The sequence below is a fragment of the Bacillus sp. FSL W8-0629 genome (assembly GCF_038593225.1).
GTDB classification, from domain to species: domain Bacteria; phylum Bacillota; class Bacilli; order Bacillales; family Bacillaceae; genus Bacillus; species Bacillus altitudinis.
In genome coordinates this window covers 2,358,705-2,374,312 of record NZ_CP151975.1, presented here as the reverse complement: position 1 = coordinate 2,374,312, position 15,608 = coordinate 2,358,705, and the positions used below count along the sequence as shown (strand labels likewise).

Annotated in this window: 19 protein-coding genes; 14 read left to right on the top strand and 5 right to left on the bottom strand. The window is 41.5% G+C overall.

Features of this window, described 5'->3' with window-relative positions; translation table 11 throughout:
- Positions 1-530: 530 nt before the first annotated feature.
- The 9 genes from NSQ17_RS12265 to NSQ17_RS12225 all read left to right on the top strand — a co-directional run bounded on the left by NSQ17_RS12265 (position 531) and on the right by NSQ17_RS12225 (position 6,467).
- The gene (locus NSQ17_RS12265) at positions 531-878 is read left to right on the top strand and encodes a YxiJ family protein (protein ID WP_342467453.1); all 348 of its coding nucleotides are present in this window, start codon (positions 531-533) and stop codon (positions 876-878) included.
- An 18-nt stretch (positions 879-896) separates the two neighbouring features.
- Positions 897-1,274: a hypothetical protein gene (locus tag NSQ17_RS12260; protein ID WP_342467452.1), complete on the top strand. Its 378-nt coding sequence runs from the start codon at positions 897-899 to the stop codon at positions 1,272-1,274.
- Positions 1,275-1,327: 53 nt separating this feature from the next.
- The gene (locus NSQ17_RS12255) at positions 1,328-2,197 is read left to right on the top strand and encodes an alpha/beta hydrolase (RefSeq protein WP_342467451.1); all 870 of its coding nucleotides are present in this window, start codon (positions 1,328-1,330) and stop codon (positions 2,195-2,197) included.
- Between the two features lie 71 nt (positions 2,198-2,268).
- Positions 2,269-2,625, top strand: a complete 357-nt coding sequence (locus NSQ17_RS12250) for a winged helix-turn-helix transcriptional regulator (RefSeq protein ID WP_029708013.1) — start codon at positions 2,269-2,271, stop codon at positions 2,623-2,625.
- A 198-nt stretch (positions 2,626-2,823) separates the two neighbouring features.
- Positions 2,824-3,456 (top strand): 3-hexulose-6-phosphate synthase, encoded by a 633-nt coding sequence (gene hxlA, locus NSQ17_RS12245; protein ID WP_024718772.1) that lies wholly within the window; start codon positions 2,824-2,826, stop codon positions 3,454-3,456.
- The gene (gene hxlB / locus NSQ17_RS12240) at positions 3,453-4,010 is read left to right on the top strand and encodes a 6-phospho-3-hexuloisomerase (protein WP_045034094.1); all 558 of its coding nucleotides are present in this window, start codon (positions 3,453-3,455) and stop codon (positions 4,008-4,010) included. The genes hxlA and hxlB overlap by 4 nt, the downstream gene beginning before the upstream one ends.
- Positions 4,011-4,164: 154 nt before the next feature.
- A complete protein-coding gene (locus NSQ17_RS12235; RefSeq protein ID WP_019743620.1) occupies positions 4,165-4,890 on the top strand; it encodes a DsbA family oxidoreductase in 726 nt (241 codons plus the stop codon).
- A 94-nt stretch (positions 4,891-4,984) separates the two neighbouring features.
- Complete coding sequence (locus NSQ17_RS12230) at positions 4,985-5,440, top strand: MarR family transcriptional regulator (RefSeq protein ID WP_202394234.1); 456 nt, start codon at positions 4,985-4,987, stop codon at positions 5,438-5,440.
- 10 nt (positions 5,441-5,450) lie between these two features.
- Complete coding sequence (locus NSQ17_RS12225) at positions 5,451-6,467, top strand: serine hydrolase (protein WP_285527254.1); 1,017 nt, start codon at positions 5,451-5,453, stop codon at positions 6,465-6,467.
- A 5-nt stretch (positions 6,468-6,472) separates the two neighbouring features.
- Here NSQ17_RS12225 and NSQ17_RS12220 read toward each other — a convergent pair whose 3' ends face one another.
- On the bottom strand, positions 6,473-7,585 hold the full coding sequence (locus NSQ17_RS12220) for a GntR family transcriptional regulator (protein WP_342467450.1): 1,113 nt from the start codon (positions 7,583-7,585) through the stop codon (positions 6,473-6,475).
- Between the two features lie 272 nt (positions 7,586-7,857).
- Here NSQ17_RS12220 and NSQ17_RS12215 point away from each other — a divergent pair, with 272 nt between their 5' ends.
- The 4 genes from NSQ17_RS12215 to NSQ17_RS12200 all read left to right on the top strand — a co-directional run bounded on the left by NSQ17_RS12215 (position 7,858) and on the right by NSQ17_RS12200 (position 13,045).
- Positions 7,858-9,483 carry an FGGY-family carbohydrate kinase gene (locus tag NSQ17_RS12215; RefSeq protein ID WP_342467449.1) on the top strand — a complete coding sequence of 542 codons (1,626 nt, stop codon included), beginning with the start codon at positions 7,858-7,860 and terminating at the stop codon, positions 9,481-9,483.
- On the top strand, positions 9,477-10,181 hold the full coding sequence (locus tag NSQ17_RS12210) for an L-ribulose-5-phosphate 4-epimerase (RefSeq protein ID WP_007501382.1): 705 nt from the start codon (positions 9,477-9,479) through the stop codon (positions 10,179-10,181). The genes NSQ17_RS12215 and NSQ17_RS12210 overlap by 7 nt, the downstream gene beginning before the upstream one ends.
- Before the next feature lie 17 nt (positions 10,182-10,198).
- Entirely contained in the window at positions 10,199-11,620 is a 1,422-nt protein-coding gene (gene araA / locus NSQ17_RS12205) for an L-arabinose isomerase (RefSeq protein WP_342467448.1), read from the top strand.
- Between the two features lie 84 nt (positions 11,621-11,704).
- Positions 11,705-13,045, top strand: coding sequence for a sugar porter family MFS transporter (locus tag NSQ17_RS12200; RefSeq protein ID WP_007501378.1), 1,341 nt, complete (start codon positions 11,705-11,707; stop codon positions 13,043-13,045).
- A gap of 241 nt (positions 13,046-13,286) precedes the next feature.
- On the opposite strand, the gene NSQ17_RS12195 is transcribed toward NSQ17_RS12200, so the two are convergent.
- Both NSQ17_RS12195 and NSQ17_RS12190 read right to left on the bottom strand, forming a co-directional pair.
- Positions 13,287-13,508 (bottom strand): hypothetical protein, encoded by a 222-nt coding sequence (locus NSQ17_RS12195; protein WP_224558471.1) that lies wholly within the window; start codon positions 13,506-13,508, stop codon positions 13,287-13,289.
- Between the two features lie 27 nt (positions 13,509-13,535).
- Positions 13,536-13,853 carry a hypothetical protein gene (locus NSQ17_RS12190; protein WP_135009326.1) on the bottom strand — a complete coding sequence of 106 codons (318 nt, stop codon included), beginning with the start codon at positions 13,851-13,853 and terminating at the stop codon, positions 13,536-13,538.
- A 184-nt stretch (positions 13,854-14,037) separates the two neighbouring features.
- On the opposite strand from NSQ17_RS12190, the gene NSQ17_RS12185 reads away from it, so the two are divergent.
- The gene (locus tag NSQ17_RS12185; RefSeq protein ID WP_008342559.1) at positions 14,038-14,331 is read left to right on the top strand and encodes a CotD family spore coat protein; all 294 of its coding nucleotides are present in this window, start codon (positions 14,038-14,040) and stop codon (positions 14,329-14,331) included.
- 52 nt (positions 14,332-14,383) lie between these two features.
- Here NSQ17_RS12185 and NSQ17_RS12180 read toward each other — a convergent pair whose 3' ends face one another.
- Positions 14,384-15,052, bottom strand: coding sequence for an ABC transporter ATP-binding protein (locus tag NSQ17_RS12180; RefSeq protein ID WP_024718783.1), 669 nt, complete (start codon positions 15,050-15,052; stop codon positions 14,384-14,386).
- Positions 15,045-15,590 (bottom strand): hypothetical protein, encoded by a 546-nt coding sequence (locus NSQ17_RS12175; protein ID WP_045034088.1) that lies wholly within the window; start codon positions 15,588-15,590, stop codon positions 15,045-15,047. Before NSQ17_RS12175 ends, NSQ17_RS12180 begins: the two co-directional genes overlap by 8 nt.
- Between the last annotated feature and the right edge of the window lie 18 nt (positions 15,591-15,608).

Here is a 15,608-nt window from a genome sequence, read left to right as displayed (position 1 = left end):
TTCAAATATTAGGTTCCTTTCATTTAAACAGAGGTTACTATTACAGGAAAGTAGAAAATTTTAAATGAATCTGTAAAAAGGTGGACTTTATTTCATTTGAAGAATATTTACAAACCCTGTGACAGAATAGGATTCATTATCAAAAAACAAGAGAATACGTTAGAGAGTGAATGAGTTGTTTAGTAGTGTAGAAAAATGGATCGATTATCTAGATGGGGGTTTTAATGTACTCGGAGTCACATTTGATTTGTTTCAAAAAGAATTAGTACTGAGCTTAAAAGTATCAGAATTAAATAAAGTTACTCAACATGAAATACGATTTATGAATGTGGCGAGTCTTTATTATAATGGGGGTGAAGGTAATGATAGATTTGAAGAATTGATACATAGTTACCATCCTAATGGGATGTTACTCGCAATAGAATCGAAAAACGTATGTTTCGATTCACAAGAATTTATTTGCAGTGTATAGGAAGATCTCATTAGCGTCTAAATAAGAATTAAAAACAATGAGAGATTGGAGAAAATCCATGAGATTCAGCCGAGATAAACAAGGTTTATTCGATGATGTAAAACAACGTTATCAATACTTATTAGATTCTGATTATCCAGATGAAATCATCTCTTTTGAAGAAGAAACCGGTATGTACTCAGATGATTTTTATATGTTTTTTTCACTTGTTGCAGGCAGCTTAAGTTATGTGGTCGATCATAAACGAATACCGAAAAAACAGTTAAACGTGCTGCGTCAGTCATTTGAAGAGCAATATCCTCAGATCAAATCATATCAACAGATCCTTGAATCGTATCCTTTATTGCATTCCTATGTTCAATACCATGAAGAAACAAGAAAACGAATTATTGCACTTATACAATAACCTCTTGGAGGCCAAACAATGACATGGTTTTTAAATGAAAAAATCCAGAAACAAATCCCTGATTTCAATATCACCCATCTAAAGCAAATCAATGAATTTCACTACTTTAAAGAGTATAATGAACATTACGACTTGATCAACTGTATTGTAATGTACACCCCATATGATTCCCCGAACCTGCAAGCAGACATTCATCTGAAATTTACCAATGTCTCTTCTGGTCAAATCAAAGATTTGGAGTTAACAAACGATTCCTATCTTTTTTTGAACGTTCAACTTTTGGATAGAGGCTGGGAATATTTGAATTACTTTGTCGAAGATTATGAAGAACAGTATTTCTCTTTTTACTGTCAAACAGTTCAAGTCATACAAGTCGTATCAAATGAATCGGGCTAGTCGCTCTACATATGTGCGAATCATACTTCCCCATCCCAACACAGAAAGGTGCAATGACATTGAATCGAATCATGAAATGGCTCTTATTTGCGGCGGTCATCGCTGGATTATTGGTATGCGCATTCTTTGTGTTCCGTTTCAACCAGCCTAAGCCGACGATGAACATCCATTATGCAGACACACAAAATAAACAGCAAACACTGGATATATATATGCCAAAGGGAAAAGATGAAGACAAAAAGAAGAAGCATCCAGTCATGATCTATCTCCATGGCGGCGGCTGGACAGGCGGCGATAAGAATAGAGTCGCTTCAAAGGCTGATTATTTTACGGGTCAAGGGTATGTGTTTGTTTCAATGAATTACAGGCTTCACCCTGATGCCAACTTCGAGCAGATGGCAGATGATACGGCAAGCGCTATTAAATGGGTCAAGGATCATGCAGATGAATATCAAGTCGATTCGTCAAAAATCAATGTCATGGGTCACTCAGCGGGTGGTCATTTGACAGCATTGGTTGCTACAGATTCGACTTACTTAAAACGTGTGGCGCTGTCGCCAAAAACGATCAATTCTATTGTGATTTTAGATGGGCCGTTAAACATCAATCAATTTATACAAGCCATTCCATCGTATAAAAAAGTCTTTGGCAAACAAGAGGAAAACTGGACAAAGGCATCACCGGTCACTTATATGAATCAAACGAATGTACCGCCTGTTTATTTGGTCACAGGCTGGGAAAATCCTGACGTGTACCGATTTGCAGAAAAACTCAATCATGATCAAGGCTCTCGGTTTGTGTTTCGGGTTCATTCGCTGAGCCACAGTGATTTAAATAAATGGTTTGGATCTGACAGAGCGCCAAAAGAAGCGCAAGAGATGACAAAGGCTGTGATGGCTTTCGTCAAAAAACAAAATCAATAACAAAGACTGTATGCTAGGGCAATCCATTTTGCCGAAGTATATGATAAAGTGGTTTGAAATTAAAGGAGTGTATGTTGTTGTCATCACGTATGGAAAATAAAGTGTTCAATTGCGAAAAAGAGCTGACGCTGAATATTATCGGCGGTAAGTGGAAAATGTTGATCTTATGGCACCTTGGCAGAGAAGGGACAAAACGGTTTGGTGAGTTAAAGTCGTTAATGCCTGGGATTACGCAAAGAATGCTTGTCAATCAGCTAAGAGAATTAGAGGAAGATCACATTGTGCACCGGGAGGTTTATCCTGTCGTTCCGCCAAAGGTTGAGTATTCTCTCACAGAACTCGGAGAAAGCTTAATGCCAATTTTAGAGGCGATGTATGATTGGGGCAAACAATATCTCGACAGCAATTTTTTAAAGGACGATAAATAGAAATACCTACAAATAGATACTGGTCGAAAGACAGTATCTTTTTTGTGCCCATATGCGAAAAAGTATAGTATGTAAAAAAAAAGTGCGTACTAGGATTGCGCCATTCCTGTTGTTATACTCGTTTCATGCAAGAAAGATTCAAGATGCATCATCCGCGGAGCTCTTGAAGATGACATGATGAAACAGGAGTGAATGTAGATGAAATTACAATTAGCGTTAGATTTAGTGAATATACCAGAAGCGATCGAGCTGATCAAAGAAGTAGAAGCGTCTATTGATGTGGTGGAAATTGGGACACCTGTTGTGATCAACGAAGGACTTCGTGCTGTAAAAGAAGTTAAACAGGCGTTTCCGAATTTACGTGTGCTGGCGGATCTCAAAATTATGGATGCTGCCGGTTATGAAGTGCAGCAGGCATCCGAGGCTGGAGCGGATATTGTGACCATTCTTGCGGCGGCAGAAGATATGTCCATTCAAGGAGCGGTGAAGGAAGCAAAAGCAAGAGGGAAACAAATTTTAGTCGATATGATTGGTATCAAAGATATCGCCGGCCGTGCGAAAGAGCTTGATGAGCTTGGGGTAGATTATATTTGTGTGCACACAGGCTATGACCTGCAAGCGGTTGGTCAAAACTCATTTGCTGATCTCATGACCATTAAACAAGTGGTCAAACAGGCGAAAACAGCGATTGCAGGCGGTATTAAGCTTGATACATTGCCTGAAGTCGTCAAATTAAACCCTGATTTGATTATTGTCGGCGGCGGTATTGCGAGCCAAGACAATAAAGCAGAAGTGGCTGCGCAAATGAAGCAGTTGATTGCACAATCATGAAAACAAGTGACTATGTGAGAGCGATTCTAAGCGAGCTTTCTGAGCACTCGCCCGCGATTCAAGACGAACAAGCAGAGCAGCTTGTCAAAAGCATTTTAGCGGCTCGAAAGGTCTTCGTCGCAGGGGCTGGCAGGTCTGGTTTGATGGGGAAATCGTTTGCGATGAGACTCACGCATATTGGTGTCGAAGCTTATGTGATCGGTGAAACGAATACGCCTGCTTTTACATCTGAGGATTTATTGATTGTAGGGAGCGGTTCTGGCCGAACAGAGACGCTGCTTGTGCTCGCGAAAAAGGCAAGGGCGATTGGCGGAAGCGTGGCGTCGTTCACACTTTCAGCTGAGTCACCTATAGCTGATCTATCGGATGAAGTCATCTTACTGTCAGGTGCGCCAAAGGATCAACATGAAGGAAACCATCATACGATTCAGCCGATGGGCTCATTATTTGAGCAAACTTTGCTTCTTATGTACGATGCGGTCATCTTGAGATTGATGGAAATGAAGAAGCTCGACACCCATAAAATGTACGGTCACCATGCGAACTTAGAATAGCCGTGATGAAAACCTTTCCTTTTTTGAAGGAAAGGTTTTTTTAATACATGGTTCTTAAACTTAAAAAGAAGGATCACTTGACATAAACGATAAGATGTAACTATAATAGTTACATCTCGAAAGAAAAAACGTAAGCAACGGAAGGAAGATGAAGATGAAAGTACAAATTTGGTCAGATATCGCCTGTCCTTTTTGTTATATAGGAAAAAAACAGTTGGAAACAGCGCTTGAGCAATTCCCTCATAAAGAACAGGTAGAAGTAGAGTTTAAAAGCTTTGAGCTTGATCCGAATGCACCTGTTGCAGTGGATTATGATGTGCATGATATGCTTGTCAAAAAATATGGCATGAGCCGTAGCCGGGCCATCGCAATGAATGAACAGGTGAAACAGGCGGGCAAGGAGAAAGGAATCGATTTTCAATTCGATCCACTCGTTTTGACAAACACCTTTGATGCCCACCAGCTCGCACAATATGCTGGAAAAATGGGAAAAGGCGATCTCGTCATGGGTGAGCTGTTTCAAGCGTATTTTACAGATGGAAAGCATGTAGGTGATCGTCAAACCCTTTTAGATATCGCAGAAAAAGCAGGTCTTGATCAGAACGAAGTGCAGAAGGTTCTAGACGGGCAAGAATTTGCAGACGATGTACGAGAAGACGAAAAAGAAGCAAGACAGCTCGGGATTTCTGCTGTGCCTTTTTTCTTGATCAATGATCAATATTCGGTTGCTGGTGCACAGCCAGCAGATACGTTCCTTCGTGCACTTGAAACGGCTTGGACAGAAGAGGCAGCACAAACAGAGAAAGCGGCTGATGCTTCATTTGAAGAAGCATGTGCAGATGGCGTATGTGCAGTACCTTCACCTAAAGAAGAAGTATAATCGGCATTTTCCCTATCTTTGATAAAAGATAGGGATTTTTGTTGATTAATAATTAACATACCTTTATACTTAAGTTATCTTAATTATGAAGGTGATGACAGTGACATCCAAAACAACGATGATCCAAGAATTAAACCAAATCGAAGCGCGCATCCATCAAAAGCTCCGATTAGAGTTTGAAGAGTTATTTGTAGATGAGTTAACTGATAAACAGCACATTGTCCTTGATTTCGTAGAGCGAAAAGGGGGGAGCTCACCTATTCAAATTGCTCAGCAACTAGGCATCACCCAAAGTGCTGTGAGCCAGTTGTTAAACACGCTTGAAAAAAAAGAATGGGTTCGCCGCAGCATCAACCCGCAAAATCGTCGGGAATTGCACGTTGAACTTTCTGAAAAGGCAAAGACGTACTTGGAGAATATGAGAAAGATAGAACTTGCGATCATTGAAAAATACTATTCAAAATTAAGCCTCGAAGAGATCAACACATTGACATCCATTTATACAAAGCTTGATCAATTGATTGTAGATCAAAATGAAGGGGAAGGATGATGATCCATTGATGATGCTCAAACAAGAAGTACAGCGAATTGCCTCTTCTTATACGGAAAAAAAGAAACAGGCACTGCTTGTGATCGGACTGATTCATCAAGGAGAAAGACACGTTTTTCATTTCGGAGATCACCCCATACAGCAGCGCGTGCAGCCTGAGGAGGTCATTTTTGAAATCGGCTCTATTTCAAAAGTCTTTACGACAAGTATATTGGCAAGCATGATTCAAAAAGGGCAGATGAAGCTAGACGATTCCATTTCACTGTATTGTCCCGAAATAAGAAAGAATCACCCCATCCAATTGGAACAGCTGGCAACCCATACGTCTGGACTTCCTTCACATCGTTTTCTCAGAGATTTACAACTAAGGTTCCTTCCAAAAGTGAGAAGAGATATGTACTGTCAATACTCCCTTGATGAATTAATGAAACTGTTACACTCGAAAAAATGGAATGAGCGAAAAGAATACCCATCTCGTTATTCCAATGTAGGGATGGGACTCCTCGGGTTGATCATGGGATGGTCTCTTCACAAAACATATGAAGAGCTGCTGACTGAATATATCGTGGATGAGCTGAAACTATCGAACACCTTTATTACGATCAAGGAGGATGTCAAAGAGAAGATGATCCTCGGTCATCAAGAGAATGGAAAAGAGGTTCCTCCGCTTCAGATGCATGACTATCAAGGGGCTGGTGCGATTCGTTCGACGATCACTGATTTGCTTTCATTTCTCTCTGCACATATGAGTGCAGACGTCGCTTCTCCATGGAAAATGACCCACGAGCCAAAGGTGAAGATAGGGAAAAACATGTCAATGGGACTCGGGTGGGTCATAGATGATACGGGATTGATTTGCCATAATGGTGCAACTTCTGGTTTCTCCAGCTTCATGGGCTTCCGCCCTCATTCAAAAACAGGAGTGGTCGTCTTGTCTAACTATCGCAATCGTATCACGCAAGATTCTCCTGACCGAATTGCCTATGACGTGATGAATATGCTTGAACAAGAGCCTAAAGCCAAATGAGCCTCCTATGAAGAGGGCTCATTTTTTCTTGCGTTCAGCGTTTTAATCGTTTCACCAGGAACGAGTTCAGGCTCATAAAATGTTTGATCAGGGAGATTCTTTTTCCCTTGTACTTTTTTAATCATCCAGTCTGCCGCATCTCGTCCCATTTGCTCTTGAGGGTGTGTCAGCGTTGTCAGTTTCACATGGGCATTTTTTTGGGCAATATACGAGTTATCCTGTCCAATAATGGAAAGATCATCTGGAATAGATAAACCCATTTCACTACATACATTTGCTACTTCTAATCCGACTTCATCGTTATAGCAAACAAGGGCGGTCAGCTCATGCTGGTGTGTTTGTAAAAAGGTTTTGATATGATCCCCTAAATACTGCTTCGATTCTGTATCGAAAAAAAGGACATGCTCTGGTAGGAAATTGAGCTTTGCTTCACCAAGTGCCTGAATATAGCCCTTCATTCGATATTTCCCTTGTAAATCATCTGTTTTTGAAATCAGTCCAATGTGCTGATGTCCAGAGGTGATCAGCTCCTTTGTCGCTAAATAGCTGGACTTCACATCATCCAAACAAAGGAAGGGAACCTCTAACTGCTCATAGTAGGCATTGATCATTATAAGCGGGACATCCTGCTCTTTAAAGGATAGGTAGTACGAAATGTTTGGATTATATAAGTTGCTTTTTGTCGGTTCGACAATTAATCCGTCCACACCAAAGGACAGCATCATTTCAAGCGCTTTTTTCTCTTGCTCCACATCGTTATTTGTACTCGCCAGTAACAAAGAATAGTTCTCTTCATTTAATCGGCTTTCGATGCCCCGAATGATCGACGGGAAAATGTAATCTGATATGTATGTGGTGATGACACCAATCGTTTTCATATGAGCATGTCCAGCAGGTTTTGTTTGATATTGATTGGTGACAAATGTGCCCGAGCCTTTTTCGCTTCGTAAAAAACCTTCACTTGATAATTCCAAGATGGCTTTTCGCACCGTATGCCGGCTTACTTGATACATCTCTTGTAAGCTTGATTCGGTTGGAATACGCTCCCCGATCCGGTAATCCCCTGTCAGTATTTTGCTTTTTATATCATCCATAATGATCTGGTACTTCTTTTTCATCGTTTCACTTCTTTCACAGTTGATCCTCTACTCGGATTGAGAAGAACTTGTATGGACATATTTTAACATGGTTGCTTAATCAAAAACAGGCGCTTGCAGTGTCTACCGTCTAATCCTTAGAGAATATGAAAGTTTTTGTCTGATTTTGTATGCACAATTATATTTATTATTGACATATGTACGGACAAATATTATATTGTTTTTGTGCACAGGTAAAGATGGATCAAACGAAATAGATATTTGAAACCGCTATCATCATGGGGGTGAACAAAATGAATCGTGAAGAGACGGCCAAAGCCATTAGAGAAGGCAGGACATCTTTGGGCATTGAATTTGGTTCGACACGAATTAAAGCCATTTTAATAGATGAAGAGTTTCAGCCAATTGCGCAAGGTGCATTTGAATGGGAAAGTTCTCTTCAAGAAGGAATATGGACGTACAACTTAATTGAGATCATTACAGGTCTTCAAGTGGCGTACCGTCAGATGAAAGAACAGGCTGCACAATTGTATGGGGTGACGATTCAAACCATTGGCTCCATCGGGATATCTGCGATGATGCATGGCTACGTCGCCTGTCATCATACAGGAGAGCTCCTCGTCCCGTTTCGAACGTGGCGGAATGGAACAACGACCGAGGCGAGTCAAAAGCTAACAGATGTATTCCAATTTCATATTCCAGAAAGATGGAGCATCGCTCACTTATACCAAGCGATACTAGGAGAGGAAAAACATCTGTCCCGGTTAGAGTATGTGACCACTTTGTCCGGCTACATTCACTGGCTGTTAACAGGGAAGCAGGCCATCGGAATTGGCGATGCGTCGGGAATGTTCCCCATTGATGAAAAAACGAAGGATTACAACGAAGTGATGCTTCATCAATTTGAAGCATTGATTGCAGAAAAAGGCTACCCGTGGAAGCTTCGTCATCTTTTACCGCGCATCTATTTAGCAGGCGAAGAAGCTGGTGTGTTAACAGCAGCTGGAGCAGCGATTTTAGACCAAGGCAAACAGTTGCAGCCAGGTATCCCTTTTTGCCCGCCAGAGGGTGATGCAGGAACAGGGATGGTCGCAACAAACAGTGTGGAAAAGAGAACTGGGAATATTTCAGTTGGGACATCTGTATTTGCCATGATTGTGTTAGAGCAACATCTAAAAGGTGTGTACCCAGAAGTGGACCTTGTCACGACACCAGATGGCCTGCCAGTCGCGATGGTTCATGCCAACAATTGTACAAGTGACCTTAACGCTTGGATGAATGTATTCAAAGAAGCGTTTGAAGCAATGGGTCAGCCAGTTGAAACAGAAAGATTGTACGAAACCCTATTAAATCAAGCTTTAGAAGCAGATCATGATGGGGGCGGGCTTTTAAGCTATGGCTATTATTCTGGTGAAAATATTACGAGACTAAAAGAAGGAAGACCCCTTTTTGTTAGATCTCCTCAAAGCCGATTTACCCTTGCTAATTTCATTCGGACACATCTCTTCTCTGCATTTGGCGCAATGAAAATCGGGATGGATCGGTTAAAAGCACATGAACAAGTCAAGATTGATCGCTTACTAGGACATGGCGGTTTATTTAAAACACCGATAGTTGGGCAAAAAATGGTCGCTGCTGCACTCGGGACACCTGTATCCGTCGTATCAACGGCGGGAGAAGGCGGTGCGTTTGGGATGGCGGTCCTTGCTTCATATATGATCAATCACCAGCAGCAAACACTGAGCCATTTTCTCAAGCATCAAGTATTTGCCCATACATTAGAAGAGCTTATTGATCCTGATCCACTGGATGTTAAAGGTTTTGAGGCATTTATAAAGCGCTATCAAGAAGGACTCCCGATAGAAAAAGCGGCAGTAGAACATTTGACGCCACAGAAAGGAGCGGCACCTGTATGTTAGAGCGGTTAAAAGAAGAAGTGTTTCAAGCGAATCTAGATCTACCAAAGTACGGACTTGTGAAATTTACATGGGGCAATGTCAGTGCGTGCGATCGTGACAGTGGACTGTTTGTCATTAAGCCAAGCGGCATAGCGTATGACAAATTATCAGCAAAAGACATGGTCGTGGTCGATTTTGACGGTCAAGTGGTCGAGGGAGAATTCAATCCTTCTTCCGATACTGCCACACATGCTGTTCTTTACAAACACTTTGAGGAAATTGGCGGCATTTCACATAGCCATTCAATGTGGGCAACGGTATGGGCGCAAGCTGGACTTGATTTACCAGCAATGGGCACAACACATGCAGATACATTTTACGGACCTGTTCCGTGCGCTCGATTTCTCACAGAAGAAGAGGTGAATCGCGGGTATGAGGTGGAAACAGGACACTTGATCATTGAAACGTTTGAGAAAAGACAAATAGATGTCATGGCGGTTCCTGGTATTTTGCTACAAGGTCATGGTCCCTTTACGTGGGGAAAAGATGCAAAAAGTGCGGTAACGAACAGTGTCATTTTAGATGAAGTAGCGAAAATGAACCTGTTTGCAAAGCAATTGAACGAATATGCGGAGCCTCTTCCGCAGGTGATTTTAGATAAACATTATTTAAGAAAACATGGAACACATGCGTATTACGGACAAAAACCTTCAAGATAAAGAAAAGAGGGATTTCTATGTTAACAAGTCAGAAGAAAGAATGTTGGTTTGTCGTCGGGTCACAGCACTTATATGGGGACGAGGCACTGAAGCAAGTGAAGGCAGATGCGCAAAAGATAACAGATGCCTTAAATGAGAGCGGTTTGCTGCCTTATCCAATTATTCTGCAGGAACTGGCGGTCAGTGCGGATCAAATCACACAGCTGATGAAAGAGGTCAACTATCGTGATGAGGTCATCGGTGTGATGACTTGGATGCATACGTTTTCTCCAGCAAAAATGTGGATACGTGGTACGGCTCTTTTGCAAAAGCCTCTTTTGCATCTCGTCACGCAATACTATGAAAACATTCCGTGGGACACGATTGATATGGACTATATGAATCTCCATCAATCGGCACATGGAGACAGAGAGTACGGCTATATCAATGCACGTTTAAATAAGCAAAATCAAATCGTTGCAGGTCATTGGTCGAAGCAGGAGGTGAAGCAGCAAATCGCTGATTGGATGGACGTTGCGGCTGCCTATCATGAGAGCTTCCACATTAAAGTGGCTCGTTTTGGTGACAATATGCGCCACGTTGCGGTGACAGAAGGAGATAAAATTGAAGCGCAGATCCAGCTGGGATGGACCGTTGATTACTTTGGAATTGGCGATCTTGTGAACTATGTAAATGCTGTGGAAGAAGCAGAAGTTGATGCTCTGTTTGCTGAGTACTTAACGTTATATGACGTGGATTATGGGAGCTATTCGGCGGAAGAATGGGAACAAAGTGTGAAAGTGCAGGCACGATATGAAATTGCCATCAAACGTTTTTTAGATGAAGGCGGCTACAATGCCTTTACGACAAACTTTGAAGATTTACATGGCATGAAGCAGCTTCCGGGTTTAGCCGTTCAGCGACTGATGGCAAAGGGATATGGCTTTGCGGGTGAAGGGGATTGGAAAACCGCCGCACTGGATCGTTTATTAAAGGTGATGAGCCATCATCAATCGACTGGTTTTATGGAAGATTACACATATGAAATGACTGCTGGTCAGGAAGCAGTGCTGCAATCTCATATGCTAGAAGTAGATCCTGCGCTTGCACATACAAAACCTGTCATTGTCGTGTCTCCGCTAGGCATTGGAAACCGGGAAGACCCAGCACGTCTTGTGTTTGATGGAAAAGCAGGCGAGGGCGTTGTTGTCTCCATTGCTGATTTTGGAACACATTTCAAATGGTTGATTCAAGAAGTAGAAGCCTTTGAGCCGCAGGAAGCAGCACCTCATTTACCGGTGGCACGAGTCCTCTGGAAAATCAAACCGAACTTTCAAGATGGCATCAAAGCATGGATTAAGCACGGCGGAGGTCATCATACAGTCGTATCTCTCAATTTAACAGTTGATCAAATTGTTCATTTTTCAAAGCTTGTGAATGCAGAATATGTGGTTTTATAAAGAAGGGTGAAATGCATTCTACTGTGAACGGTAGAATGGCAGGGAGAAATGAAAGCGGTTTATTAAGTGAGGGGGGTCATCCACTTGGAGAAAAAAGTATCAAGTAAATTTATCTTCTTTTTCGGGTCCTTTGCAGGTATCTTATTTGGATATGATATTGGTATTATCGCAGGGGCAGAAGGGCACATTCAGGAAGAATTTCAGCTCAGCCCGTTATGGCTTGGCATCGTCGTTTCTTCATTAATGGGCGGGGCGATCATTGGTTCCATTTTAAGCGGTCTGATGGGGGATAAGTTTGGCCGCAGAAAGCTCATTTTGGTGTCATCGATTATCTTTTTTGTCGGTGCGCTTGGCTCAGCCATTGCACCAGAAGAAATCTCATTAACCATTGCCCGGATTTTCTTAGGAACAGCTGTAGGGACAGCCTCATCGCTCGTGCCTGCTTACATGTCTGAAATCGCTCCAGCTAAAATTCGCGGGAAATTGTCCGGCCTGAATCAGCTGATGATTGTGAGTGGATTATTGCTTAGCTATATCGTCGCATTTGTGTTTGAACCAATTCCAGACAGCTGGCGTTGGATGCTGGGAAGTGCTGCTTTATTTGCGATCGTGCTTTATATTGGCATGCTGAAACTTCCTGAATCTCCAAGATATTTAATTAAACACGGAATGGCTCATAAGGCACGTGAAGTATTAGGATCACTTCGTTCATCACGTGAAGAGATTGAAGCAGAAATGCAAGAAATTTTAGAAGTGGCAAAAGAAGAACGCTCAGGCATTCGTGAATTATTTCAAAAGAAATTCCGAATGGCTCTCTTTATTGGGGTCGGAATGGCGACACTCCAGCAAATACAGGGGGCGAACTCCATTGTGTATTATGCAACGAGTATCGCAAGAAATGTAGGTCTTGCTCCGCAAGTTGCCGCAGGTTTTACCGTCATTGTTGGTGTCATATTTGTTGTGACGACCGTAATCTTTTTACAATTCGTCGACCGGTTCGACCGCCGAACGATTCTCACAGTTGGGGGAACGGGGATGGCCCTGTCTTTCTTTGCACCAGCGGCATTAGGTGCGCTCGGAGTGAGTGAAGGCATATTAAACTGGGTCACATTGATTTCACTTTGCTGCTTTATTTTGTGCTATGCCTTCTCATGGGCACCGATCACATGGATTATCATCGGTGAAATTTTCCCACTTTCTGTCAGGGGTATTGGAGCGGGCATTTCCTCTGCCTTTAACTGGACGGGATCATTAGCAGTTGGCCTTGTGTTTCCTATCTTGGCTGACCAATTCAGCTTTGGCGTCATTTTCTCTTCATTTGGGGTCATCTGCTTAATTGGCCTGTTGTTCACGCGCTTTGTATTAGTCGAAACAAAAGGAAGAAGCTTAGAGCAAATCGAAACCGATATGGCTGCACGTGTCTAAAGGAAACCATCTATCCACACAGGATAGATGGTTTCAGCGTGTAGACAAACCCTCGCATTCGGTGTCAGTCCTGCGTGCCAGTGCTCACGAATGTCAAATTCGCTCCGCGCCGGTACTCGTCCTTCCTAGAATTCAAAGGTTTTCTATTACGCTGAAAAGAAGACAAAGGGCTAAAATCAAGTTCATTTTAGCCCTTTGTCAACAATCTGAACCATCTATCCACACAGGATAGATGGCTTTTTTAATCAAGTATTTGTTTCAGTTCATCTGGCAGTAAATCCATTAATTGATCAGATGAGGATACGTCCAGTACTTCAAGAAGCGCATAATATTTCGCATAAATTTCACTCAGCTGATCAGGATGATTTGCTTCATATCGATTCAAATGCAATTGCGTCAGTTCAAGTGCAATGTCCAGTTTGTTTCGTTCGATGGTTTGTGTTGTGTTGATCAAATCGTTCACCTCTAATTATAAAGTTATTGAAAAATGTTATGGTGCAGTTCCGCAGCTGACCTTATATTCATGGTCTTCTATCTTTTTTGAATAACAGACGGAAGGTGTCATTCCTGTCTCGCTTTTCCTAGCCTGCCAATACACATCATACAGCTGACCATATTGAGGGTCTACATCGTCCTTTTTTTGCAAAATAGCAAAATAGCTTTGGTAAGGGTAGCCTTCTTGATAAATGGCATGCCGTATCGCTCCTCTTTCAGTCGCATTTGTAAAAACCATAGGCGACAGCAAGGGAAGGGTGATAACTACGACGAGCAGGATGAAAAATGAAAAAAGTTTATGTCTTGTCGTCATCAATGAATGTCCTTTCCTTCACAAGAGATCATTTGTATAATATGTTAAAATTGTCCTGTTGTAAAGAAAGAGACTACTAGATCACAAGCGGATTTTTTCAAAAATAGACAAGCATCTAATCACTAATCGTGCCTCTGACATACGATAGAGTGTAAGTGAAAGACAACTTGAAGGGGTGTTGAGAATGAGCCGGAATCGATTAGACAATTTTTTCTTTGGGCCTCGCAGAGGGAATCATGGAGAAGTTGAAACGGTTGTATCCCCTACACGTCAAATTGTCAACACGACAACAAATGAACAAACGATTAGAAAAATTCATCCAACTCATATCACAAACGTCAATAAAAACATCAAAAGAATTGAAAACTACTACCCTGTGACGCAATCTACTCGAAATGAGTATATTGTGGAAGAATATGACTGTGGCAGTGATATCAAGAACCCTTGCTGCCGCCCGGTCAAACGCTGTAAATGGTAAGATAATGGTATAAAGAAGTGAGGCATCCTGTGATGGGATGCCTTTTGTATGTTTAACGCTCTATTTCATTTAGTTGTCCGTGATCAAGCTCGAAAAAACGATTTCCTAATTCTGAATAAAGGTAGCGCTGATGGCTTGTAAATAAAACACATTGATCAGAGAATTCTTCTTTTAATAAAGAAATAGACTGCATTTGAGATGCCTCATCAAGAGATGTAAAAGGTTCATCAAGAATGATTAGCTCTGGTGATCTGGCCGCCATACAATTAAAGAAAAGCTTATATCTCATACCTAGTGAATATTGTTTGACAGGCATCTTAAGTGCATGAGTTAAATCAAATGCATCACAAAGCGAGAGAAAGGTCTTTTTGTATACCTCTTTTTCTGACTGATTCATTTTCCATAGCGACTGTATAAGAGTCATATGCTCGATACCAGTCAGCGCATCATAAACCAAAGGCTTATCTGGGATGTACGCGACCAACCCTTTATAAAGAGCTGACCCAGGATGATGCTGTTCATTGAGTAAAACCGTTTCGGATACTGAAGGAAGCAGACCTGCGATGATCTTTAAAAGTGTCGATTTACCGCTGCCGTTTTTTCCGATAATACAAGCACGATCACCTTCTTTCAGATGAAAGGATACTTGATCAAGGAGGGGAGAGCTTTCTTCAGTTGTTTCATAACGAAAAGATAGCTGAGACACTTGCAAACTAGCCATTGATAAATCCTCCAATAACAAAAACAGTGGTCACCAGCATATACAAGATGACGGTCGCAAGGGCGGCTTTTTTTGACCCTTTAGCATAATAAATGATCCCATCATATAGGATGCGTAAAAGGTACAAGTTGATCAAAAACGAAACCGCTTGGATGAAGATAAAATAATGATCTAAATCGAGTACCATCACACAATAGATTGCTGCGCTATTCACTAATAGAAGAAACGCATTATAAAGCAAGATGACAAAATACATTTTGCGCAAAATAAACGTTTTATGAAAAAAGTACATATAAATTGAAGTCACGACAGTACCGAGAAAATTCAATATGAAATAAAGTGGGATTGTCAGTAAAAAGATAAACACAATGCTGGCTAATTGTTTTCCCGCAGATAATGGTTCCTCTACTAACAAATCAATAATGAAAAATGTTAAAAAAACAGTTGAAACAAATAAAGATAGTAAGACTAAGCCTATAACAGTTTTGGTCGATTGATGTTGGTTGAAAAATTGCTTAGGGCGTAGAAGTAGCTCCATAGAACCACATTCTCCTTT